The 23,229-nt window shown below is 62.0% G+C and carries 21 protein-coding genes; 3 read left to right on the forward strand and 18 right to left on the reverse strand.

Annotated elements, in window-relative coordinates; genetic code table 11:
- Positions 1-37: 37 nt before the first annotated feature.
- The 4 genes from iscU to trmJ form a co-directional block, all read right to left on the reverse strand.
- Positions 38-424 carry a Fe-S cluster assembly scaffold IscU gene (gene iscU / locus ACJ8OK_RS16130; RefSeq protein WP_004941408.1) on the reverse strand — a complete coding sequence of 129 codons (387 nt, stop codon included), beginning with the start codon at positions 422-424 and terminating at the stop codon, positions 38-40.
- A gap of 24 nt (positions 425-448) precedes the next feature.
- Positions 449-1,663 (reverse strand): cysteine desulfurase, encoded by a 1,215-nt coding sequence (gene iscS, locus ACJ8OK_RS16135; RefSeq protein WP_015378780.1) that lies wholly within the window; start codon positions 1,661-1,663, stop codon positions 449-451.
- Between the two features lie 54 nt (positions 1,664-1,717).
- Positions 1,718-2,212 (reverse strand): Fe-S cluster assembly transcriptional regulator IscR, encoded by a 495-nt coding sequence (gene iscR, locus ACJ8OK_RS16140; RefSeq protein ID WP_004941404.1) that lies wholly within the window; start codon positions 2,210-2,212, stop codon positions 1,718-1,720.
- 192 nt (positions 2,213-2,404) lie between these two features.
- Complete coding sequence (gene trmJ, locus ACJ8OK_RS16145) at positions 2,405-3,139, reverse strand: tRNA (cytosine(32)/uridine(32)-2'-O)-methyltransferase TrmJ (RefSeq protein ID WP_015378781.1); 735 nt, start codon at positions 3,137-3,139, stop codon at positions 2,405-2,407.
- A gap of 119 nt (positions 3,140-3,258) precedes the next feature.
- Between trmJ and suhB the strand changes: the two genes are divergently transcribed.
- A complete protein-coding gene (gene suhB, locus ACJ8OK_RS16150; protein ID WP_004941400.1) occupies positions 3,259-4,062 on the forward strand; it encodes an inositol-1-monophosphatase in 804 nt (267 codons plus the stop codon).
- Positions 4,063-4,119: 57 nt separating this feature from the next.
- Here suhB and ACJ8OK_RS16155 read toward each other — a convergent pair whose 3' ends face one another.
- Both ACJ8OK_RS16155 and ACJ8OK_RS16160 read right to left on the reverse strand, forming a co-directional pair.
- Positions 4,120-5,142, reverse strand: a complete 1,023-nt coding sequence (locus tag ACJ8OK_RS16155; protein WP_060560064.1) for a nickel/cobalt transporter — start codon at positions 5,140-5,142, stop codon at positions 4,120-4,122.
- On the reverse strand, positions 5,133-5,768 hold the full coding sequence (locus ACJ8OK_RS16160; protein ID WP_050501234.1) for a DUF1007 family protein: 636 nt from the start codon (positions 5,766-5,768) through the stop codon (positions 5,133-5,135). The genes ACJ8OK_RS16155 and ACJ8OK_RS16160 overlap by 10 nt, the downstream gene beginning before the upstream one ends.
- 182 nt (positions 5,769-5,950) lie before the next feature.
- Between ACJ8OK_RS16160 and csiE the strand changes: the two genes are divergently transcribed.
- Positions 5,951-7,216: a stationary phase inducible protein CsiE gene (csiE, locus tag ACJ8OK_RS16165; RefSeq protein WP_135638509.1), complete on the forward strand. Its 1,266-nt coding sequence runs from the start codon at positions 5,951-5,953 to the stop codon at positions 7,214-7,216.
- On the opposite strand, the gene ACJ8OK_RS16170 is transcribed toward csiE, so the two are convergent.
- Positions 7,217-8,362, reverse strand: a complete 1,146-nt coding sequence (locus tag ACJ8OK_RS16170) for a 3-phenylpropionate MFS transporter (RefSeq protein ID WP_049278282.1) — start codon at positions 8,360-8,362, stop codon at positions 7,217-7,219.
- A 156-nt stretch (positions 8,363-8,518) separates the two neighbouring features.
- Positions 8,519-9,772 carry a serine hydroxymethyltransferase gene (gene glyA, locus ACJ8OK_RS16175; RefSeq protein ID WP_025303922.1) on the reverse strand — a complete coding sequence of 418 codons (1,254 nt, stop codon included), beginning with the start codon at positions 9,770-9,772 and terminating at the stop codon, positions 8,519-8,521.
- A gap of 357 nt (positions 9,773-10,129) precedes the next feature.
- On the opposite strand from glyA, the gene hmpA reads away from it, so the two are divergent.
- Positions 10,130-11,320, forward strand: coding sequence for an NO-inducible flavohemoprotein (gene hmpA / locus ACJ8OK_RS16180; protein ID WP_442530687.1), 1,191 nt, complete (start codon positions 10,130-10,132; stop codon positions 11,318-11,320).
- A gap of 37 nt (positions 11,321-11,357) precedes the next feature.
- On the opposite strand, the gene ACJ8OK_RS16185 is transcribed toward hmpA, so the two are convergent.
- The 10 genes from ACJ8OK_RS16185 to glnB all read right to left on the reverse strand — a co-directional run bounded on the left by ACJ8OK_RS16185 (position 11,358) and on the right by glnB (position 23,219).
- The gene (locus ACJ8OK_RS16185; RefSeq protein ID WP_135638511.1) at positions 11,358-12,542 is read right to left on the reverse strand and encodes a c-type cytochrome; all 1,185 of its coding nucleotides are present in this window, start codon (positions 12,540-12,542) and stop codon (positions 11,358-11,360) included.
- Positions 12,539-14,449: an NAD(P)-binding protein gene (locus tag ACJ8OK_RS16190; protein WP_060560068.1), complete on the reverse strand. Its 1,911-nt coding sequence runs from the start codon at positions 14,447-14,449 to the stop codon at positions 12,539-12,541. The genes ACJ8OK_RS16185 and ACJ8OK_RS16190 overlap by 4 nt, the downstream gene beginning before the upstream one ends.
- Before the next feature lie 85 nt (positions 14,450-14,534).
- Entirely contained in the window at positions 14,535-15,959 is a 1,425-nt protein-coding gene (gene patD / locus ACJ8OK_RS16195) for an aminobutyraldehyde dehydrogenase (protein ID WP_033632318.1), read from the reverse strand.
- Between the two features lie 35 nt (positions 15,960-15,994).
- Positions 15,995-16,801, reverse strand: coding sequence for an ABC transporter permease (locus ACJ8OK_RS16200; protein ID WP_004941378.1), 807 nt, complete (start codon positions 16,799-16,801; stop codon positions 15,995-15,997).
- Positions 16,791-17,735: an ABC transporter permease gene (locus ACJ8OK_RS16205; RefSeq protein ID WP_021504515.1), complete on the reverse strand. Its 945-nt coding sequence runs from the start codon at positions 17,733-17,735 to the stop codon at positions 16,791-16,793. Before ACJ8OK_RS16205 ends, ACJ8OK_RS16200 begins: the two co-directional genes overlap by 11 nt.
- 1 nt (position 17,736) lies before the next feature.
- A complete protein-coding gene (locus ACJ8OK_RS16210; RefSeq protein WP_033632316.1) occupies positions 17,737-18,765 on the reverse strand; it encodes an ABC transporter ATP-binding protein in 1,029 nt (342 codons plus the stop codon).
- A 53-nt stretch (positions 18,766-18,818) separates the two neighbouring features.
- A complete protein-coding gene (gene ydcS, locus ACJ8OK_RS16215; protein WP_019452335.1) occupies positions 18,819-19,973 on the reverse strand; it encodes a putative ABC transporter substrate-binding protein YdcS in 1,155 nt (384 codons plus the stop codon).
- 73 nt (positions 19,974-20,046) lie between these two features.
- Positions 20,047-21,510, reverse strand: coding sequence for a gamma-aminobutyraldehyde dehydrogenase (locus ACJ8OK_RS16220; RefSeq protein ID WP_033639607.1), 1,464 nt, complete (start codon positions 21,508-21,510; stop codon positions 20,047-20,049).
- Between the two features lie 115 nt (positions 21,511-21,625).
- Complete coding sequence (locus ACJ8OK_RS16225; RefSeq protein WP_015378793.1) at positions 21,626-22,549, reverse strand: LysR substrate-binding domain-containing protein; 924 nt, start codon at positions 22,547-22,549, stop codon at positions 21,626-21,628.
- Between the two features lie 331 nt (positions 22,550-22,880).
- Complete coding sequence (gene glnB / locus ACJ8OK_RS16230) at positions 22,881-23,219, reverse strand: nitrogen regulatory protein P-II (RefSeq protein WP_004847623.1); 339 nt, start codon at positions 23,217-23,219, stop codon at positions 22,881-22,883.
- Positions 23,220-23,229 lie beyond the last annotated feature (10 nt).

Raw genomic sequence — 23,229 nt, forward strand, 5'->3', positions numbered from 1 at the left:
CATCAAAGCCCGGCGCGGCCGGGCCGACTCAGACAAATTACTTGGCGCTATGCTTGCTCTTATAGTCGGCAATCGCTGCTTTGATGGCGTCTTCAGCCAGGATCGAGCAGTGAATTTTGACCGGCGGCAATTCCAGCTCTTCGGCGATCTGGGTATTTTTGATCGCTTCAGCCTGATCGAGCGACTTGCCTTTCATCCATTCGGTCACCAGCGAGCTGGAGGCGATGGCGGAACCGCAGCCGTAAGTTTTAAAGCGCGCGTCTTCGATGATGCCTTCATCGTTAACCTTGATTTGCAGCTTCATGACGTCGCCGCAAGCCGGCGCCCCTACCATGCCACTGCCGACGGTAGGATCTTCGTTGTCGAAAGAACCCACGTTGCGCGGGTTTTCATAATGATCGATTACTTTTTCGCTGTAAGCCATGACCTTGCTCCTGAAACCTGAGAATTAATGATGCGCCCATTCGATGCTGTTGATGTCCACGCCCTGCTTGAACATCTCCCACAGCGGGGACAGATCGCGCAGACGGCCGATGGATTTACGCACCAGTTGAATGGTGTAGTCGATCTCTTCTTCCGTGGTGAAACGCCCCAGGGAGAAACGGATCGAGCTGTGCGCCAATTCATCGCTCATGCCCAGCGCGCGCAGCACGTAGGACGGCTCGAGGCTGGCGGAGGTACAGGCTGAACCGGAAGAAACGGCCAGGTCTTTCAGCGCCATGATCAGCGACTCGCCTTCAACGTAGTTGAAGCTGACGTTCAGGATGTTCGGTGCGCCGTGCTCCAGATCGCCGTTCAGATACACTTCTTCCATATCTTTCACGCCGTTCCACAGACGGTCACGCAGAGTGCGCAGACGCGCCATCTCTTCGGTCATCTCTTCTTTGGCGATGCGATAAGCTTCGCCCATGCCGACGATCTGGTGGACAGGCAGGGTGCCGGAACGCATGCCGCGCTCGTGACCGCCGCCGTGTACCTGCGCTTCGATGCGGATGCGCGGCTTGCGGCGCACGTACAGCGCGCCGATGCCTTTCGGGCCATAGATTTTGTGGCCGGAGAACGACATCAGGTCGACTTTCAGCTTGCTCAGATCGATAGGCAGTTTGCCCACGCTCTGGGTGGCGTCAACGTGGTAGATGATACCGCGCGCGCGGCACATTTCGCCGATCGCTTCGATGTCCTGCACCACGCCGATTTCGTTGTTGACGTGCATGATGGAGACCAGAATGGTGTCATCGCGCATCGCGGCTTCGAGATCCTGCAGGCTGATGATGCCGTTGCTCTGCGGCGCCAGGTAGGTCACTTCAAACCCTTCGCGCTCCAGCTGACGGCAGGTGTCGAGCACGGCTTTGTGTTCGGTTTTGCTGGTGATGATGTGCTTGCCTTTTTTCTGGTAGAAATTGGCAGCGCCTTTGATCGCCAGGTTGTCGGATTCGGTCGCCCCGGAGGTGAAGACGATTTCGCGCGGGTCAGCACCCACCAGTTCGGCGATTTGGTTACGGGCGATGTCTACCGCCTCTTCCGCCTGCCAACCGAAACGGTGGGAACGGGAAGCCGGGTTGCCGAAAGTGCCGTCCAGGGTCAAAAACTGCATCATCTTCTCAGCAACGCGCGGGTCAACCGGCGTCGTTGCTGAGTAATCCAGATAAATCGGTAATTTCATTGCTCTTGTGCTCCGTACATCACTTCCAAAAACTAAAATAATTTCGCCAGCTGCTTATGCGCGCAGATTAACGTTGATAGTTTCTTGCGGACGGCCGTTGGCCGTGCGGCGCGTATCGTTGTTTTGACGATCCGCCACCACCAGCACTTCCTGGTTGTTGACCAGTTCTGCCAGCGTAATATTGTTCAGGAACCCGCTGATGCGCTCGCTCAGATCGCGCCACAGGGCGTGGGTCAAGCAGCGATCGCCGCCCTGACAGCCTTCTTTGCCCTGGCAACGGGTTGCATCTACCGATTCATCGACAGCAGTGATGACAGCGCCAACGGCGATCTCACCCGCGTCTTTACCCAGCAGATAACCACCGCCCGGACCGCGCACGCTGGCCACCAGGCCATTCTTGCGCAGACGGGAGAATAATTGTTCCAGATAAGAGAGCGAAATACCCTGGCGTTCGGAAATGTCCGCCAGTGGCACCGGCCCTTCCTGAGAATGCAGCGCTACGTCGAGCATAGCGGTTACGGCATAACGGCCTTTGGATGTCAGTCTCATAGCTCAATGGTTACCTGTTGGTCAAATATGGCCGAAAGTCTGACATTCCCGAGTAAAACAGTCAACTATTTAACCCAGTAATTAACTCAAGTATTAGCACGTTTTGAACTTAGCAAGAACAAAGGTATATAAAATACATGTTATAACCTTTGGATAACTAATACTATTGTCGCCACCGTGATGCCACATCAATTAATTACCTTGATGTTTATCCTGTTTCTCGATCGACGTCAGCATGCCGCGCAGGATATTCAGCTCCTGCCCTTCCGGGCGCGCGCGGGTGAACAGCCGACGCAGACGGTTCATCACCTGGCCCGGATGCGACGGGCGAATGAAACCGGTGCGCTGCAGCGTCTGCTCCAGATGCTGATAGAAACGCTCGAGGTCGTCCACCAGCGGATACGGCGTCTCTTCCAGCTGTGGCGCGCCCGCCTGTTGGCGATCGAGGTAAGCCACGCGCACTTCGTACGCCAGGATCTGCACCGCCATCGCCAGGTTCAGCGAGCTGTAGTCCGGGTTGGCCGGAATGGCGACGTGGTAGTGGCATTTTTGCAATTCATCGTTGGTCAGCCCGACGCGTTCGCGGCCGAACACCAGCGCCACCGGCGCGTGCTCGCCTTCATGCACCGCGCGCACGCCGCATTCGCGCGGCTCCAGCATCGGCCACGGCAAGGTGCGAGAACGTGCGCTGGTGCCCACCACCAGGCTGCAGCCGGCGATGGCGTCATCGAGGGTATCGACGATGGTGGCGTTGCCGATCACGTCGCTGGCGCCGGCGGCCAGGGCGATGGCCTGAGAATCGGGTTTGATCAGCGGATTAACCAGATAAAGGTTGGTTAAACCCATGGTTTTCATGGCTCTGGCGGTCGAGCCCATGTTGCCGGTATGTGAAGTCTCTACCAGAACAATGCGGATATTGTGCAGCATACAAACTCTGAGCGTGGCGGAAAATCGCAGCATCTTAACACAGCCGTAGGCAATTTGCCGAACAGCTGCTATACTTCGCGCCGTTTCCTGTTCTTTAACATCCTAGTTGGAAGATACCCATGCATCCGATGCTGACTATCGCCGTGCGCGCTGCGCGCAAGGCCGGTAACCTGATTGCCAAAAACTACGAAACCCCGGACGCTGTAGAAGCGAGCCAGAAAGGGACCAATGACTTCGTCACCAACGTCGATCGCGATGCAGAGCATCTGATCATCGACGTCATCCGCAAGTCTTATCCGCAACACAGTATCGTGAGCGAAGAACGCGGTGAGCTGATCGGCGAAGATCGCGATGTGCAATGGGTGATCGATCCACTGGATGGCACTGCAAACTTCATCAAACGCTTCCCTCATTTCTCCGTTTCCATCGCCGTACGCATCAAAGGCCGTACCGAAGTGGCCGTGGTTTACGATCCGATGCGCAACGAACTGTTCACCGCCACGCGCGGCCAGGGCGCACAGCTCAACGGTTACCGTCTGCGCGGCACCAACGCCAAAGATCTGGATGGCACCATCCTGGCGACCGGCTTCCCGTTCAAAGTCAAACAGCACGCCACGCCTTACATCAACATCGTCGGCAAACTGTTCACCCAGTGCGCGGACTTCCGCCGCACCGGTTCCGCTGCGCTGGATCTGGCCTATGTCGCCGCCGGCCGCGTGGACGGTTTCTTCGAAATCGGTCTGAAGCCGTGGGACTTCGCCGCAGGCGAACTGCTGGTGCGTGAAGCCGGCGGCCTGGTCACCGACTTCGTCGGCGGCCACAACCACTTCAGCTCCGGCAACGTGGTCGCAGGCAACCCGCGCGTGGTGAAAGCCATGCTGGCCACCATGCGTGAAGAACTGAGCGAAGCGCTGAAGCGTTAATCGCCAGAAGCGAACCGAAAAAAAAGCGCTGCCGATGCAGCGCTTTTTTTATGCCCGTTAGCGAGAGAAGGGGCGGATGCCACCGCCGAATTCCGGCTGCGCGCTGACGTACAACAGCAGCCCGGCGGCCAGCAGGATCAGGCCACCGGCCAGCGCCAGCGAACCCCAGGCCACCGCGCTCCAGGCGGCGGGCGCGCGCGAACGGCTGAGGCGCACCGCCAGCCGGCGGCTGTAATGCACCAGCAGCGCCAGCATGGAGATGGTCAACGAGGTGCCGAATGCCATCGCCAGCGCGGAGATCACTCCCCAGCCAAACACGCCGATCACCTTGGAAAACAGCAACACCAAAATCGCCCCCGAACAGGGACGCATGCCCATCGCCAGCACGATGGCGGCCTGAGTGCGCCAATCGCTTCCCGCCTGCAGCTCGCTGTCGCTCGGCAGATGCCGGTGGCCGCAGCCGCAATTGGCGCTGTGGACATGATCCGCCGCCAGCGGCGTCAGGCTGTTGATGCGCAGCGCCGGCGCCGGGCGCATCGCCTTGATCGCCGCAAACAGACGTTTCAGCGCGCGCCAACTCAGCAGCACGCCAAGCAGCATCACCAGAATAAAACTGCCCTTCTCCAGCCAAAAGCTGCTTTGGTGCAGCTGGCGCGAAGAGAGCTGCAACACCACCAGCATCAACGTGACCAGCGCGATCGCCACCAGCCCCTGCACCAGCGAAGCGGCGAAGGTCAGCTTCAGGCTGCTTTTCAGCCGCGCCGGGTGGGTAGCCAGATAGGTGGCGATCACCACTTTGCCGTGGCCGGGGCCGAGCGCATGCAAGACGCCATAGCCGAGGCTGAACAGCATCAGCGCCAGCCCGGCCTGCTGCGGCGCGGCCTTCACCTGCTGCAACAGCCCCGCCATCTGCTGGTGCAGCGCTTTTTGCCATACCACGCTCTGCATCAGCAGCTGCGGCCAGTAGTGCCACGCCAGCAACGCGGCGGCCGCCAGCGCCAGCGTAAACGGCAGCAGCGGCCACAGGCCGAAGGCCCAGTGGCGCCGGCTCGTCGTCGGTTGCGAGAGATTCAGCGACATTGCAGCGTCACCCGCTGGGCGAACTGCTGCCCCAGCGCCAGATCTTCGCCGGGCGAGTCGTTCTTGTCGAGCGACAGCGCATAGGCCTGCAGCGACGCATTCGGCTTCGGCGTCATCAGCTTGTAGCTGCACTGCTGCGCCATCTCCGGCGGCAAATGCAGCGCATTTTGGTCTTTATAGGTCATATCCACGAAATAAGTCGGATCGTAAGTAGAAAGCTCGAACGGCTTGCCCGCCAGCGGCTGCGGCTCGGCCAACGGCAGCACGAACTCCAGCACCGCCTGGTTGCCCTGGCGCGACAGGTGATATTCGCTGGGCAAGTTCAGGTATTTCACCGGCTTACCGCCGCGGTAAAGGTCGGTGAAATAGTGCTGCCCCAGCACGTTGGCCATCACTTCCGCCGCCAGCTTTTTCCACACTTCCGAATCGCTCTTGGCGTTTTTCGCATCGTAGAGCAGATCCGCCGAGGTGATTTCATCCATCACCCACACCATTTTCAGGCCAACCAGCCGCTGGTCTTTGGCGACAAAGGTGGTGTTCATATCGATAAAGCTGTGCGGATGAGCGATCGCACCGGCGCTGAACACGGCGCCGAGGGCAGCCAAAAGACGACGTAACTTCATCATTATCCTGTCTTACCTGTATTTGTTATAACGTAACACAAATAACTGCCGAACGGCCCGCCTCTCCCGGCGATATTTGTGACGAAAGTTGTAAGCCGAAGTAAAAGCCGCGCTGTCATCCTGACGTTACAAAGCCTTTTGCTATGCTTAGGCATAATCGCAACCTTTTATGCCGGAAGGTGATAATGAGCCTGGACACCTCTCCCGTGCCCGAGCTCTCCGGACAACAACGGCGCTGCCATCTGCTGCTGATGCTGTACACGCCGGAGCCCGAGTTACAGCTGGAGACCCTAAGCCGAATCAACGGCGTCGCCCCCCCGATAACCCGGCAAGATATAGCCGAGGTGGCCAGTGAAATCCAGCGTTTCCACCACCTGGAGATCGCCGTCGATCCCGACCATGGCTACCAACTGCGGGGCCGCGCGCTCGACCAACGCCTGTGCCTGATCCATTGGCTGCGGCGGGCCCTGCGCTGCAGCCCGCAGTTCGTCGAAAGCGACTTCGCCCCGCGCCTGCGGCTGGCGCTGACGGCCGATGCCGGGTCGGCGTCGCAGCTGGCTCAAGTGATAGATGCCTGCGAGCCGCTGCTCAACCGCCACTTCGACGCGCGCGACCGCCAATTCCTGCAGCATTATCTGCTCTACTGCGCCTGGCAAAACCGCCTGCAGCGCCATCCGCGTTTCGACGCCGTTCAACGCGACTGGCTGCGGCAAAAGCCGGAGCAGCAGGCCGCTGCCTGGCTGCATCAGGCCTGCAACCGGCTGTTTAACCAGCCGCCGCACGCGGACGAGCGCGATTTTTTGGCGCTGACCTTCACCCTGTTGAAAAATCACAGCTACCACAGCAATGACTCGGCGCAAGAGCAGAGATTGATGGCGGCGATCGACAGCATGGTCGAGCGTTTCCAGCAACTTTCCGGCATGGCCTTCAGCAGCAAGGCCGAGCTGGTCAGCCAGCTGTTCGCCCACCTGGCGCCGGCGCTGGAGCGCTGCCGTTTCGCCATCGGCATCGACAATATGCTGCTGGAAGACGTGGTGCGCAAATACCCGCGGCTGATGCGCACCACACAGGAAGCGCTGATACCGCTGGAGCAGGAGTACGGCGTGCATTTTTCCAACGAGGAGGCGGGCCTGGTGGCCATCAGCTTCGGCGCCTGGCTGATGCAGGACAACGCGCTGCAGGAAAAACAGGTGCTGCTGCTGACGCTGGACAATCCGCAGCTGGAAGAGGAAGTGGAATATCAGATCCGCGAGCTCACGCTGCTGCCGCTGAACATCAAATACCTACCGCTGAGCGACTATCTGCGCGGCGGCGCGCCGCAGGGCGTCACGCTGGTGATCACCCCTTATGCGGCGGTGCACAACGATCCGCACCCGCCGCTGATCTATACCGAACTGCCGCTGGAAACCCGGCAGCGCCAGGCCATTCGCGCGCTGCTGGAAGCGCCTTAATCACCGGCTGACGCTGACCGCCGGCGGCCGGATGAACAAGGCCGGCGCCGCGACCGCCGCCATCACCCAGAATACCCCGCCCTGCCAATGTTCGAACAGGAACCCGGCAATGACCGTCATGACGGCGATACCGCCGCCCATCGCCAACGCCGAATACACCGCCTGCAGCCGGATCACCTCTTGCCCCTGGCGCGCGGCGATAAAGCGCATCGCCGCCAGATGGCACACGGTGAAGGTGCCGCAGTGCAGGATCTGGATCAGCAGCAGCCAACCCAGCTCGGTGCTGTAGGCCATCAGGCTCCAGCGCAGCACGCCGCAGCAGGCGGAAAGCAGCAGCAGGTTGCGCGCATTCCAGCGGCGGAACAGCACGTTGCTGCTGGCGAAAATAATCACCTCCGCCACCACGCCCAGCGACCACAGATAGCCGATGGTCGAGGCCGAATAGCCCGCCTCCTGCCAGTAAATGGAGCCGAAGCTGTAGTAGCCGGCGTGCGCCCCCTGCAGCAGCGTGACGCACAGCAGGAAGCGCCACACCGGCCCTTCTTTCAACAGCGCCCACAGCGAACGCTCGGCTCCGCCGTGCGTGCGCGTTTCGCCCTGCGGCATCACGCTCGGCTTCAGCAACATGCCCAGCAGCATCGCCAGCACGCTGAAGATCAGGCTGTAGAGAATGGCGTTATGGCCCCACACCGCCACCAGCTGCCCGGTCAGCGCCGAGCCGATGACGAACGCCAGCGAGCCCCACAGCCGCACCCGGCCGTAGTCCATGCGGATTTGCTTTTGCCAGGTGGCGGCCAGCGCGTCGGTCAATGGCACCAGCGGCGAGAAGAACAGGTTGAACCCCGCTATCACCAGCATCAGCCAGCCCCAGCCGTTGCCGAAGCAGAAGCCAACCGCGAAAGCCAGGGTCAGCAGCGCCAGCAGGCGCAAGGCGGAGACCAGATGAGAGGGATCTTTAACGCGGGGAGCAATCAATAAACTGCCGAGGAAGCGGGCCACCAAACCGGCGCCGAGCAACATGCCGATGGTTTCGGGCGCGATGCCCTCGCCTTTCAGCCACACGCCCCAGAACGGTAAGAAGATGCCATAGGAAAAGAAGTAGGTGAAATAACTGAGCGCGAGCCAACGCGTGGATTGCAGAACCATGATCCCTCCGGTGTGAGGGCAATACTTTGACAGAGCTCACACCGGCCCGCAATCTTCATTCCACTTCAATGCGTTAGAGTGCCAGACAGCTCACAGTTTGCCGCAAGCGGCCATAAAAAAACCCGCCGCAGCGGGTTTTGTCAGGCGAAAGCGGGATTAGGCGTAAACCGGCAGGCGGGCGCAGATATCCAGCACTTTCTTCTTGGTGCGTTCGATGGTGGCTTCATCGTTGATGTTGTCCAGCACATCACAGATCCAACCGGCCAGTTCGCGCACGTCGGCTTCTTTGAAGCCGCGACGGGTCACGGCCGGGGTGCCGATACGCACACCGGAGGTGACGAACGGGCTCTTCGGATCGTTCGGCACGCTGTTTTTGTTGACGGTGATGTTGGCGCGGCCCAGGGCGGCGTCAGCTTCTTTACCGGTCAGGTTTTTGTCGACCAGATCCAGCAGGAACAGGTGGTTATGGGTGCCGCCGGAGACCACTTTATAGCCGCGCTGCAGGAACACGTCCACCATCGCCTTGGCGTTGACCGCCACTTGCTGCTGGTAAACCTTGAACTCAGGCTCCATCGCTTCTTTCAGCGCTACCGCCTTGCCGGCGATCACGTGCATCAGCGGGCCGCCCTGGCCGCCAGGGAACACGGCGGAGTTCAGCTTCTTGTACAGCTCTTCGTCGCCGCCCTTCGCCAGGATCAGGCCGCCGCGCGGGCCCGCCAGGGTTTTGTGGGTGGTGGTGGTGACGATGTGCGCGTGCGGCACCGGGTTCGGGTACACGCCGGCGGCGATCAGACCGGCCACGTGCGCCATGTCGACGAACAGGTAAGCGCCGATGCTGTCGGCGATTTCGCGCATTTTGGCCCAGTCAACCACGCCGGAGTAGGCGGAGAAGCCGCCGATGATCATTTTCGGCTTGTGGGTTTGCGCCTGTTTGGCCAGATCGTCATAGTCGATTTGACCTTTGTCGTCGATGCCGTAAGGCACCACGTTATACAGTTTGCCGGACAGGTTAACCGGGGAACCGTGGGTCAGGTGGCCGCCGTGCGCCAGGTTCATGCCCAGAATGGTGTCGCCCGGCTGCAGCAGCGCGGTGTACACGGCGAAGTTAGCCTGGGAGCCGGAGTGCGGCTGCACGTTGGCGTAATCGGCGCCGAACAATTCTTTGGCGCGGTCGATAGCCAGCTGCTCAACGATATCCACGTATTCGCAGCCGCCGTAGTAACGCTTGCCCGGATAGCCTTCAGCGTATTTGTTGGTCAGCTGGGAACCCTGAGCCTGCATTACGCGCGGGCTGGTGTAGTTCTCAGACGCGATCAGCTCGATGTGCTCTTCCTGACGCACCACTTCCTGCTCCATGGCACGCCACAGTTCCGCATCGTAATCGGCAATGTTCATTTCACGCTTTAACATCCGGCATCTCCTGACTTAAATCAGCTAACTAAAAAATCACCAAATAACTACCCGTTTGGGGTCTGGGCCACAGTGTAAACCGTTTCGCCCTACCGAAGATAGGTCTTGACAGAGGTTTTTACGCAAACGATTGGCATAAGGCGGCGCAAGGCTTTGATCCGCGAAACGCCGCCGTTTATCAACGGACATTTCCTCATGCGAACAATGCGCTTTTTTCATGTTCTGTGAGCGCGATCGACGCCCGAAGAACACCGCAACGAAAACAAGGGTATTTACAAGCGGCGCGGAACCCAATAAGATGCATTTAAAATACATCATTAAAATTCTCGTCAAGATCCCAACCCAAGGAGCGCTCCCATGCTGGATAGCCAAACCATCGCCACCGTGAAATCCACCATCCCCCTGCTGGCAGCAACCGGGCCGAAGCTGACCGCCCACTTTTACGATCGCATGTTCGCCCACAACCCGGAATTGAAAGACATTTTCAATATGAGCAATCAGCGCAACGGCGATCAGCGTCAGGCGCTGTTCGACGCCATCTGCGCCTATGCCGCCAACATCGAGAACCTGGCGGCGCTGCTGCCGGCGGTGGAGCGCATCGCGCAGAAGCACACCAGCTTCAATATCCAGCCGGAGCAGTACAACATCGTCGGCGGCCACCTGCTGGCGACGCTGGACGAAATGTTCAGCCCGGGTCAGGAAGTGCTGGACGCCTGGGGCAAAGCCTACGGCGTGCTGGCCAACGTGTTTATTCAGCGTGAAGAGCAGATTTATCAGCAGAGCGAAACCGACAACGGCGGCTGGCGCGATCTGCGCGCGTTCCGCATCCTGAAGAAACAGCCGCAGAGCGACGTGATCTGCAGCTTCGTGCTGGCGCCGGTGGACGGCGGCCGGGTGGCGGACTTCAAACCGGGGCAATACCTGGCGGTCTACATCAAGCACGACAGCCTGGAGCATCAGGAAATTCGCCAGTACTCGCTGACCACCTCGCCGAACGGCGAGTTCTACCGCATCGCGGTGAAGCGTGAAGATCAGGGTAAAGTGTCCAACTACCTGCACCAGCAGGCGCAGGAAGGCGACGTGATCGACATCGCCCCGCCGCACGGCGACTTCTTCCTCGACGTGGCGCCGACCACGCCGGTGGCGCTGATCTCCGCCGGCGTCGGCCAAACCCCAATGCTCGGCATGCTCAACAGCCTGCACGACAGCCAACATCAGGCACAGGTCCACTGGCTGCACGCGGCGGAAAACGGCAGCGTGCACGCCTTTGCCGAGGAAGTGGCTGATATTGCCGGGCGCATGCCGAATCTGAGCCGCCATGTGTGGTACCGCGAGCCGGGCGCCGATGACGAGGAAGGCCGCGACTACCACAGCCGCGGATTGATGGATTTGAGCGCGCTGCAAGGCAGCCTGGCCGATCCGCAAATGCACTATTACTTCTGCGGCCCGGTGGCCTTCATGCAGTTCGTGGGCAAACAGCTGCTGGAGATGGGCGTAGAGGCCGAACGCATCCACTACGAATGCTTCGGCCCGCATAAGGTGCTGTAATGCGTGCGGAGCGCGGCCGTCAGACCGCGCTCCCCCTTCATTTCTCCTGCAGTTGGCGCGCGTCCTGCACCTGCTGCACCGTCACCGGCGCCGCCTGGTTGCCCCAGCTTCCCCGCAGATAGCTCATCAGATCGGCCGCTTGCCGATCGTTCAACGCCCAGCCGTAAGCCGGCATGTCGAACGCCATCGCCTGTTGCGTGATCGGCGTATGCGCCCCTTCCAGCACCACCCGCAGCGCGGTCAGCGGATTATCCGCCGTTACCGTGGCATTGCCTGCCAGCGCCGGAATGGCGAAGTCGGTGCCCTCCCCCTTATTGCCGTGGCAGGTCGAGCAGTACATCGCATAGGTCGCCTTGCCGCCCGAATTATCCGCCTGCGCAGCAGATGAGGCAGGTTTGGCGGCGGTGTCCGGCGCCAGGCTGCGCAGGTACACCGCGATGGCGTTCAGATCGCCGTCGCTGAGGTACTGCGTGCTGTGGGTCACCACCTCGCTCATTGGCCCGGCGACCGCCGCATGGCGGCTGCGGCCGGTTTTCAGCAGCGCCGTCACCTCTTCCGGCGGCAGGCCGCGCAGATTGGAGGCGTACCAGCCGTCCAGCTCGGCGCCGCTCAGGAACACCGGCTCCTTACCGTCCAGGCCCTTCTCCTGCATCGCCCAACCGCGCGGCGTATGGCAGCTGCCGCAGTGGCCCGCGCCCTGCACCAGGTAGGCGCCGCGGTTCCACTCGGCGCTTTGCTGCGGATCGGCCTGATACGGCTGGTCGTCGTGGAACAGCTGGTTCCACACCGCCAGCGGCCAGCGCATCGACAGCGGCCAAGTGATGTCGCTGTCGCGGTTGGCGACGTTCTGCGCCGGCACCTCGTTCATCAGATAGTCATACAGCGCACGCATGTCTTCCGCGCTCATTTTGGCGTACGAGGTGTACGGCATCGCCGGATAAAGCCGGTGACCGTCTTTGGCGATCCCCTGACGCATGGCGCGATCGAACTCTTCGAATGAGTAAGCGCCGATGCCGTGCAGCTTGTCCGGCGTGATGTTGGTGGCGTAGATAGCCCCGAGCGGCGTCGGGAACTTCATGCCGCCCGCCAATTCGGCGCCGCCCGGCGCGGTATGGCAGGCGGTGCAGTCACCGGCTTTGGCGACGTATTCCCCGGCCGACATCGCCTGGGCCGAGCCGCCGGCGGCCAGCAGGCTCAACAGGTACAGCGAACGCAGACTCATGCTCCCTCCTTGGCGGCAACCTTGCCGTAGGCCAGTTCGTTAACCGCGCGCCACGCCTGATCGATCGCCGAGTTGGCGTACGGGCTCCAGTCGGCATCGGAGTTGGCGATGGCGATCTTGCCGATCGGCTGCCGCGCCGTTTCGATGATTTTCTTGGCTTCGTCTTCGTCGTCAAACAGCCCATTGAGGAAGTAGGAGTAACCGTGCGACCAGCGGTTGACGGTGATCGCCTGAATGTCGCGCTGATGATCGAAACCGGCCTCGCCCAGCATGCCCTGCAGCTGTTCGCGGATCATCTGTTCGTGCACTTCGAACGGCGTGCCCAGCAGCAGCGCGCGCCCTTTGCGCGACTGTTCGCGCGTGCTGAGGCCGCTGCCCGGCAGCGTCGGCACATACACCATATGCAGGCCGATCGGCCGATCCGGATCGCGCGGGTGCTGATACCCGCCCATGCTCACCGGATAGTCCAGCTTCACGCGGCTGTACGGCGCGGCCGGCGAATAGACCTCGTGCACGCCCAGCTTGATGAACGGCTGCCAGTTGCGGATCACCACCTTGCTGTACACCAGCGGCGCCTTGACGTTCTGCTTCAGCGCCTCCTGCTGCTCGTGCGCCATCTCCGGCACCAGATACGGGATCATCATGTTGTAGCCGGCCATCACCACCTGCCCGGCGCGCACTTTGGTCATCTTCTCGCCGGTCATGTAGGTGACTTCCACCTTGTCGCCGACGTTGGCCGCGTGCAGTCCGGTGCTGTTCAAACGCAGCTTCACCGGCGATTCCGGCCGATCGAGCTGGCTGTAGTCGAATTTAGCCAGCACCACGTCGTTCATGTCCTTGCCTGCCGGCGCCACCGCCGGGATCAGTTGGCGCACCATCAGGCGCGCCAGCGTGGCGTTGCCGTCCGGGAAGTGGAACACGTAAGGATCGTCGAGATCCGCCTGCGACTCTTCGTCCAGCGGCGGCAGATTCATGCCGTTCAGGCCCGGCAGATCGCAAATGCGCGCATCGCTGCACGAGGTGCCATCGATGCCCACCGCCTGGAAATCGTTGGTGGTCTGCTGGAAATAACGGATCGCCAGCTCGCTCAGGCCCACCTTCTCCCGCAGGAACTGGGTATAGCTGTGGGTATCGAGCCACTCGACCTTCTGCTCCAGCGTCATCTCCGGCAGATAATCCTTCTCCACCGTGTGCAGCGCGATCAGCGCCTGGCGATCGCTTTCCGGCAGCGGGAAATCGCCGATGAACGCGTCATAAGAGCGGCCGTTGAGGCGATCGCGCGGGATGTCGTCCGCCACCGTGCGGCCCGGATCGCCGCTCACCACCTTGTCGACGCCGAAGTTCTTGCGATCGAAGTAAACGCCGCGGCTCAAATTCAAATCCGGGTAGAAGGTGGTGTCGAAAGCCTGTTCCAGTTGGTCGATATCGACGCCGAGCTTGCGCAGCAGCCCCATCGCCACCGGGCTGAAGTTGGAGCGCGGCGACTGCAGCGATTCGCTGCCGCCGTAGCCGAGCAGCATGCCGTCGTCGCTGTTGAACTCGTTACGCTTGGCGTGGCCGCCGAAGTCGTCGTGGTTGTCGATCAAAAGAATGCGCTGCTGCTCGCCCTTCAGCTGCTGCCAGAAACAGGCGGCCGCCAGGCCGCTGATGCCGGCGCCCACCACCACCAGATCGAACTCTTCAACGGCGGGCACGCTGCCGAAGTCAAAGGTTTTTCCGTCGCGCCCCAGCTGATGCGCATGCTCGAACGAGCCCGGATGGTTACCCCGCAGCCCGGTCAGCGCCGGCGGGTAGTACAGGGTTTGATTGGCGGTTTGCGGTGACGCGCGCAGGATTTGCAGCGGCGTCAACCCGGCGGCGATGGTGATCGCCACCCCGTTGAGAAAATCGCGTCTGGTGATACCCATATAGGCTTCCTTTCAATTTTTATTATCATCGGCCGGCCGGGGCCGGCCCAAAGGCCGCGCTATTGTGCGGATAATTATTGTAAAATCAATGTTTGAACATCACATGACGAATGGCCGTGTAATCCTCCAGCCCGTACATTGACATATCCTTGCCGTAGCCGGACAGTTTCTGGCCGCCGTGCGGCATTTCGCTCACCAGCATGAAGTGGGTGTTCACCCAGGTGCAGCCGTATTGCAGGCGGGCGCTTAAGCGATGCGCGCGGCCCACGTCGCGGGTCCACACGGACGACGCCAGCCCGTAATTGGATTCGTTCGCCCAGGCCAGTACCTGCTCTTCGTCGTCGAACGGCGTCACCGTCACCACCGGGCCGAACACTTCGCGCTGCACGATCTCATCGTCCTGGCGCGCGCCGGCCAGCAGCGTCGGCTGGAAATAGTATCCCGGCCCCTTCACCTTCTCGCCGCCGGTCACTACCTGCACATGCGGCAACGCTTTGGCTCGCTCGACAAAACCGGCCACCCGCTCCAAATGCTGGGCGGTAATCAACGGCCCCAGCTCGGTGGTCTCGTCGTCCGGCGCGCCGATCTTCAGGCTAGCCACCGCCTCGCCCAGCCGCTTCACCAGCTCGGGATAAATGCTTTTCTGCGCGTAGATGCGGCAGGCGGCGGTGCAATCCTGCCCGGCGTTGTAGAAGCCGAAACCGCGAATGCCGTCCACCACCTGCTGCAGATCGGCGTCGTCGAACACCAGCACCGGCGCCTTGCCGCCCAGCTCCATATGGGTGCGCTTAATGCCGGCGGCGGTGTGGGCGATGATGTGCTCGCCGGTGGCGATCGACCCGGTCAGCGACACCATGCGCACCTTGTCATGCCCGGTCAGCCGATCGCCCACGCTGGCGCCGCGCCCGAACAGCACGTTGAGCACGCCCGGCGGGAACAGCCCGGCGGCCAGTTCGGCCAGTTTGAAGGTGGTCAGCGGCGTCTGCTCCGAAGGCTTGATCACCACGCAGTTGCCCGCCGCCAAGGCCGGCGCCAGTTTCCAGGCCGCCATCATCAGCGGGTAGTTCCACGGCGCGATCGAGGCCACCACGCCGAGCGGATCGCGGCGGATCATCGAGGTGTGCCCGGCCAGATACTCACCGGCCGCCATGCCGGTCAGGCAGCGGCTGGCGCCGGCGAAGAAGCGAAATACGTCGGCCACCGCCGGCAGCTCGTCGTTCAGCACGCAGTGATAAGGCTTGCCGCAGTTGAGCGACTCCAGCCTGGCGAAGGTCTCGGCATGCTCGTCGATCAGATCCGCCAGCTTGAGCAGATGCTCGGCGCGCTCCTTCGGCGTGGTTTGCCCCCAGGCGGCGAACGCGGCGTCCGCCGCCAGCACCGCGCGATCGACCTGCTCCGGGCTGGCCTCCGCCACCTGCGCGATCACTTCGCCGGTCGCCGGGTTATACACCGGCTGGGTCGCGCCCTGGCCATTCACCAGTTGGCCGTCAATCAACAGTTGGCTTTGCATAGGGTTATCCTTTTATCAGAGGTCGGGTAAGGAAATTATTTGCCGCTGCCGGCGACGCTTTCCCCACCTTTGGTCAGGTAGTAAGCGCCGAGGATCGGCAGCATGGTCAACAGCATCACCGACAGCGCCACCACGTTGGTGATCGGCACGTCGCGCGGGCGACCGAGCTGGTTCAGCAGCCACAGCGGCAGCGTGCGCTCGTGGCCGGCGGTAAAGGTGGTCACGATGATTTCATCGAACGACAGCGCAAACGCCAGCATGCCGCCGGCCAGCAGCGCCGAGCCGAGGTTCGGCAAGATCACATAGCGGAAGGTTTGCCAGCCGTCGGCGCCGAGATCCATCGAAGCCTCGATCAGGCTGTACGAGGTGCGGCGGAATCGGGCGATGACGTTGTTGAACACGATCACCACGCAGAACGTCGCATGGCCGACGACGATGGTCAGGATGCCCGGCTCGATGTTCAGCGCCTTGAACGCCGCCAGCAGCGCCAGGCCGGTGACGATCCCCGGCAGCGCGATCGGCAGCAGCAGCAGCAGCGAAATGCTGTCTTTGCCGAAAAAATCGCGCCGATACAGCGCCGCCGCCGCCAGGGTGCCGAGCACCAGCGCGATGGCGGTCGCCAGGCAGGCGATCTGCGCCGACAGCAGCACCGCATCGAGGATGTCCTGCCGCCCGGCGGCGACGTTGAACCAGTGCAGCGTAAAGCCCTTCGGCGGGAAGCTGAAGGCCGCGTCTTCGGTGTTGAAGGCGTAAATGGCGATGATCGCCAACGGGAAATGCAGGAAGACAAGTCCGCCCCAGGCGGCCAGCTTCAGCCCTAAGGGCGCGCGTTCAGAGTGCATCGAAAGCCCCCAGACGTTTGACGATGGAAAGGTAGATGGCGATCAGGACGATCGGCACCAGCGTAAAGGCCGCGGCCATCGGCATATTGCCGATCGCGCCCTGCTGGGCGTACACCATGCTGCCGATGAAATAGCCCGGCGGCCCCACCAGCTGCGGCACGATAAAGTCGCCCAGCGTCAGCGAAAAGGTGAAGATCGACCCGGCGGCGATGCCCGGCACCGCCAGCGGCAAAATGACGTGGCGGAAGGTCTGCGCCGGCCGGGCGCCCAGATCCGCCGAGGCATGCAGCAGCGAGGGCGGCAGGCGCTCCAGCGCCGCCTGGATCGGAAGGATCATGAACGGCAGCCAGATATAAACGAACACCAGAAAACGCCCCAGCCCCGAGGTCGACAGCGTATTGCCGCCGACGCCGGGCACCGTCAGCAGCGAAGCCAACAGCGGCTCCAGCCCCAGGTGCTGCAGGAACCACTGCGCCACGCCGTCTTTCGCCAGCAGCAAAGTCCAGGCATAGGCTTTAACGATATAGCTGGCCCACATCGGCATCATCACCGCGATGTAGAAGAACGCCTTGACGCGGCCGCTGGTGTAGCGCGCCATGTAATAGGCGATCGGGAACGCCAGTACCGCGCTGGCCAGCGACACCAGCACCGCCATGGTCAGCGTGCGCAGGATGATGTCGTAGTTGGCCGGGTTGAACAGCGCCGCCAGGTTGGCGAAGGTCAGATCCGGCGTCACCGCCATGGTGAAATCGTCGAAGGTGTAGAACCCCTGCCACAGCAGTGTCAGCAGCGAGCCGAGGTACACCGCGCCGAACCACAGCAGCGGCGGCACCAGCAGTAACAGCAGATACAGCGTCGGCCGGCGATAGAGCCAGGTCGACAGCGCGCGCACGCTACCACCGCGCGCCGGGGGGGAATCGATGCTCATGTCCATCTCACCTCTCCTCCAGCAGCGGCACCATCGCCGCACGCGGCCAGCAGGCGACGATCGGCTGGCCGATCTGCCGCTGTAGCCCTTCGGCGATCCACTGCGGATTGGCCTGGCTGACCAGCAGCTTTTCGCCGCCGTTCAGCGCGATCTCATAGCGCGTGGCCGCGCCCTGGTAGTGGATTTCCTGCAGCGTGCCCTGCACCTGGATTTCGTCCTGCGCCGCGCCGCCTTGCTCCAGCAGGCGAATATGCTCCGGCCGGATCGAGAAGGTTCGGCTTTCGCCGAGCAGGCGCTGCGCCAGCTCGCTGCGCACCACGTTGGAGGTGCCGACGAACTCGGCGACGAACGGCGTCTTCGGCCGCATGTAAAGCTCGCGCGGCGTATCCACCTGCTCGATGCGGCCGTTATTGAATACCGCCACCCGATCGGACATCGACAGCGCTTCGCTTTGATCGTGGGTGACGAAGATAAAGGTGATGCCCAGCTGGCGCTGCAGCTTCTTCAGTTCGCCCTGCATCTGCTCGCGCAGCTTGAGATCCAGCGCGCCGAGCGGCTCGTCCAGCAGCAGCACCCGCGGCCGATTGACCAGCGCGCGCGCCAACGCCACGCGCTGACGCTGGCCGCCCGACAGGTGCGCCGGTTTGCGTTCGGCAACGAAACCGAGCGCCACGCTCTCCAGCGCCTCTTGCGCCCGCGCCAGTCGCTCGCGTTTGGCGACGCCCTTCACCATCAGGCCGTAGGCGACGTTTTCCAGCACCGACATGTGCGGAAACAGCGCGTAATCCTGAAACACGGTATTCACGTCGCGCTGATACGGCGGCAGGTTGGCGGCTTCCTGGCCGTGAATGCGAATCGAGCCGGAAGTGAGCTGTTCAAAGCCGGCGATCAGGCGCAGGCAGGTGGTTTTGCCCGAGCCGGACGGCCCGAGCATGGAGAAGAATTCCCCGTCCTGAATGTCGATGGATACCCGATCCACGGCGCGAACATCGCCGAAAGTCCGCGAAACATCGATGAATTGCACGGCAATGGTCATTTTCTGTGCTCCATTCTGATGTAATTCGGGCGCAGCGGGCTGCGCCCCGCGGCTTAGCGGCCGCCCATGATGGCGATGTAGTCCTGGGTCCAGCGGCTGTACGGCACGAACTTGCCGCCCTGCGCCTGCGGCGTTTTCCAGAAGGCGATTTTGTCGAACTGGTTGAAACCGTTGGTTTCACAACCCTTCTCACCCAGCAGCGCGCTGGCCTTGCAGCCCGCCGGTGAAGCCGGCACCGACCCGAACCAGGCCGCCACATCGCCCTGCACCTTCGGCTCCAGCGACCAGTTCATCCACTGGTAGGCGCAGCTCGGGTGTTTGGCGTCGGCATGCAGCATGGTGGTGTCCGCCCAGCCGGTCACGCCCTCTTTCGGGAACACGGTGGCGATCGGCTGCCCTTCGCCCTTCAGGGCGTTGGCCTGATACGGCCAGGCGCTGGAGGCCACCACGCCTTCGTTTTTAAAGTCGCTCATCTGCACCGAGGTATCGTGCCAGTAGCGGTGGATCAGCGCGTGCTGGCTGCGCAGCAGCTTCAGCGCCGCCTGATACTGCTCTTCGTTGAGCTGGTAAGGATCGCTGATGCCGAGCTGCGGCTGGGTGGCCTTCAGGAACAGCGCCGCGTCGGCGATGTAGATCGGGCCGTCGTAAGCCTGCACCCGGCCCTGGTTGCTCTTGCCGTCCGGCAGGTTCTGCTGCTGGAAGATCACCGCCCAGCTGTCCGGCGGCGTCGGGAAGGTTTTGGTGTTGTACATCAGCAGGTTCGGCCCCCACTGGTACGGCGTGCCGTAGGTTTTGCCGTCCACGGTGTACCAGGCGCCGTTCAGCAGGCGCGGATCGATGTTCTTCCAGTTAGGGATCAGCGCGGTATTGATCGGCTGCACCCGCTTGCCGAAGATCAGGCGCAGCGAGGCGTCGCCGGAGGCGGTCACCAGATCGTAGCCGCCCTTGGCCATCAGGCTGACCATTTCATCGGAGGTGGCGGCGGTCTTCACGTTCACCGCGCAGCCGGTTTGCTTCTCAAACTGGGTGACCCAGTCGTAGTTTTTGTCGGACTGGCCGCGTTCGATGTAGCCGGGCCAGGCGATGATGTCCAACCGGCCTTCGCCTTTGCCCAGCGACTGCGGCAGATCGGCCGCCTGGGCCAGGCCGCACAGCACGGTGAGGCAGAGCGCGGAGACGGTGGTGGTGACTGCGGTAGTTTTTCCCATCGTAATTACCCCTGTGTTGCTTATCGGTATGCGGCAGGGAACGGCTGCCGCCTGATTTTTCTTGATATAACCGTTAGAAGCCGGCTTTGAACTTCGCCATTACGTGCCTGACAACGCTGTAATCCTGCAGCGAATCGCTGGACAGATCCTTGCCGTAGCCGGAGCGTTTCAGGCCGCCGTGCGGCATTTCGCTCGCCAAGGTGAAATGAGTGTTGATCCAGGTGCTGCCGTACTGCAGATGGGCGGCAATGTGCAGCGCCCGATCGATATTTTGCGTCCACACCGACGAGGCCAGCCCGTATTCCGAGTCGTTGGCCCACGCGACCGCCTGCTCCAGGTGTTCGAAGCGCGTGACGCTGACCACCGGGCCGAACACCTCGCGCTGCACGATCTCGTCGCTTTGCAGGCAACCCGCCAGCAGGGTCGGCTGGTAGTAGAACCCCGGCCCGGAGTGCGCCGCGGCACCGGTGATCAATTCGATATGCGGTTGGCTGAGCGCCCGCTCGACAAAGCTGGCGACGCGATCGCGCTGACGGGCACTTATCAACGGGCCGATCTCGTTGTCCTGATCGCGCTTGCGGGCAAAGCGCAGGCTGGCGACCGCTTCGCCCAGCGCATCCACCAGTTTGGGATAGATGCCGGCCTGCGCGTAGATGCGGCAGGCGGCGGTGCAGTCCTGGCCGGCGTTGTAATAGCCGTAGGTGCGAATGCCGTTGACCACCTCGTCGAGATCGGCGTCGTCGCAAACGATCACCGGCGCCTTGCCCCCCAGCTCCAGATGGGTGCGCTTGACGCTTTTGGCCGCCGCCTGGAGGATTTTTTGCCCGGTGACGATATCGCCGGTGACCGACACCAGCCGCACCTGCGGGTGCCCCACCAGCTGGCTGCCGACCCCTTCACCGCCGCCGTAGACGATGTTCAGCACGCCCGGCGGCAGGATCTCCTGCAGCGCCGGCACCAACGCCAAAATGGTCAGCGGCGTATGTTCGGACGGTTTGAACACCACGGTATTGCCCGCCGCCAACGCCGGCGCGATCTTCCACGCCGCCATCATCAGCGGATAGTTCCAGGGGGCGATCGAGGCCACCACGCCAATGGGATCGCGGCGGATCATCGAGGTGTGGCCCGGCACATACTCGCCGGCCAGTTGCCCTTGCTGCGTGCGCACTGCGCCGGCGAAGAAGCGGAACACGTCGACCGCCGCCGGCAGATCGTCATTGAGCGCCTGATGCAGCGGTTTGCCGCAGTTGAGGGCTTCCAGCTGCGCCAGCTGCGGCGCCTGCCGCTCGATGGCGTCGGCGATGCGCAGCAACAGCGTGGCGCGCTGGGCCGGCGTAGTGCGCGACCAATGGCCAAACGCCTGCTGCGCGGCTTTCACCGCGCTGCCGACCTGCGCCGCAGAGGCTTCGGTCAGGGCGATCAGCGTCTCGCCGTTAGCCGGATTGACGATGCACTCCTGCTGGCCTTCGCCGTCGATAAGCTGACCGTTAATGAACTGCTGACAGGACAAACCTGAGAGAACCTGCACATCCGCCATCGCCTGACGCCCCTAAGTGACAAAAACGTTAACTAAATGTGAATAAGTTAGTTTTAATCAGCCTAAGCGAGCCTCTGGCGGGCAACAAATTCTAAATACTGAACGACGCGTTCGATTAAATCGAATGCTTAAGCCCGGCGGCATGTTTGCTGCCGTTCTCGCGCGCGATGGTGAGGAACGGCGTCACCAGCTCCGGCCGCGCGCTGCCGCGCCGCCATGCCAACCCGATATCCAGCGGCTCCAGCAGATCGTCCAGCTTGCGCGCCTCGATCATGTTGCCCTCCAGCGACCAGGCGCGGTACGCCATGTCCGGTTGGATGGAGACTCCCATCCCCGCCGCCACCAGGCTGCGCACCGCCTCGGTCGAGGCGGTCTTCATGGCGATCTCCGGCTTCAGCCCGGCGCGCGCCCAGATGCGCCGCGCGTGCACGTCCATTTCATCGGCGTTGAGCTGGATCAGCGGCTGTTTGGCTACGTCCGCCAGGCTGATGCTCTCGTGCTCCAGCAGCGGGTGCAGCGGCGGCAGCCACAGGCGATACGGCGAGTGCATCAGCACCTCGGTCTGCAGCGCGTCGCGGTCCTCGATATTCGACAAGATCAGCACGCCGATGTCGATCTCGCCGCTGACCAGCAGATGCTCGATGTACGGGCGTTCGTCTTCAACCACCTGCACGGTGACATTGGGATAAGCCGATTTAAAGCGCGTGAGCAGTTCCACCAGGAAGTAACCGGCCACCAGGCTGGTGACGCCGATAGTCAGCTTGCCGGTCAGGCTTTCGGTGCCGATCTGCAGGCTGCGCTTGGCGTTGTCCACCGTCGCCAGGATCAGATACGACTGGCGCAAAAACTGGTGCCCCTGATGGGTCAGCGTCATGCCCTTGGCGTGGCGATCGAACAGCCGCACGCCGATCTCGGTTTCCAGCTGCTGGATCGCCAGCGTCAGCGAAGACTGGGAGACAAACACCGCCTGGGCGCCGGCGGAGATCGACCCGGTTTCCGCCACGGCGATGAAGTGGCGGATTTGGCGTAACGTCATCATCCCCATCGCCTTTCAAGCCGCTGCGTTGTTGTCTGCGTGCGCTTACCCCAGTCACTTACTTGAGTAAGCTCCTGGGGATGCACGCCCTTGCCGCCTAGCCGCAACTTGAAATTCATTGGGGATCACCTCAATCAAGATAGTTAGATTGATTGTAGATCCCGCGAGAAAAGCGATCGGGAAAAGTGTCAAAAACGCGATAGCGTTCGCTTTTTTAGAATGCCCGCAGGCAAAAATGGGGGAAACGGCGAGGCGAAGAAGTGTGATGTACGGGGAGCAGAAATGACAAGGGCGCAGCATGCTGCGCCCTGATGGCCGATGATCCTGCGGAGGATCAGATCGCTTCTTCGTCCTGCTCGCCGGTACGGATACGCACCACGCGCGCCACGTCGAAGACGAAGATTTTGCCGTCGCCGATCTTGCCGGTCTGCGCGGTTTGCATAATGGTTTCCACGCAGGTGTCGACGATGTCGTCGGCAACCACGATCTCGATCTTCACCTTAGGCAGAAAATCGACCATGTATTCGGCGCCGCGGTACAGCTCAGTGTGGCCCTTCTGGCGGCCGAAGCCTTTGACTTCGGTGACCGTCATGCCGGTGATGCCCACTTCGGCCAGCGCTTCGCGGACGTCATCCAGTTTGAACGGCTTGATAATCGCGTCGATCTTTTTCATCTTCTTTCCT

The organism is Serratia sp. CY71090, from assembly GCF_052166845.1.
GTDB classification, from domain to species: domain Bacteria; phylum Pseudomonadota; class Gammaproteobacteria; order Enterobacterales; family Enterobacteriaceae; genus Serratia; species Serratia nematodiphila.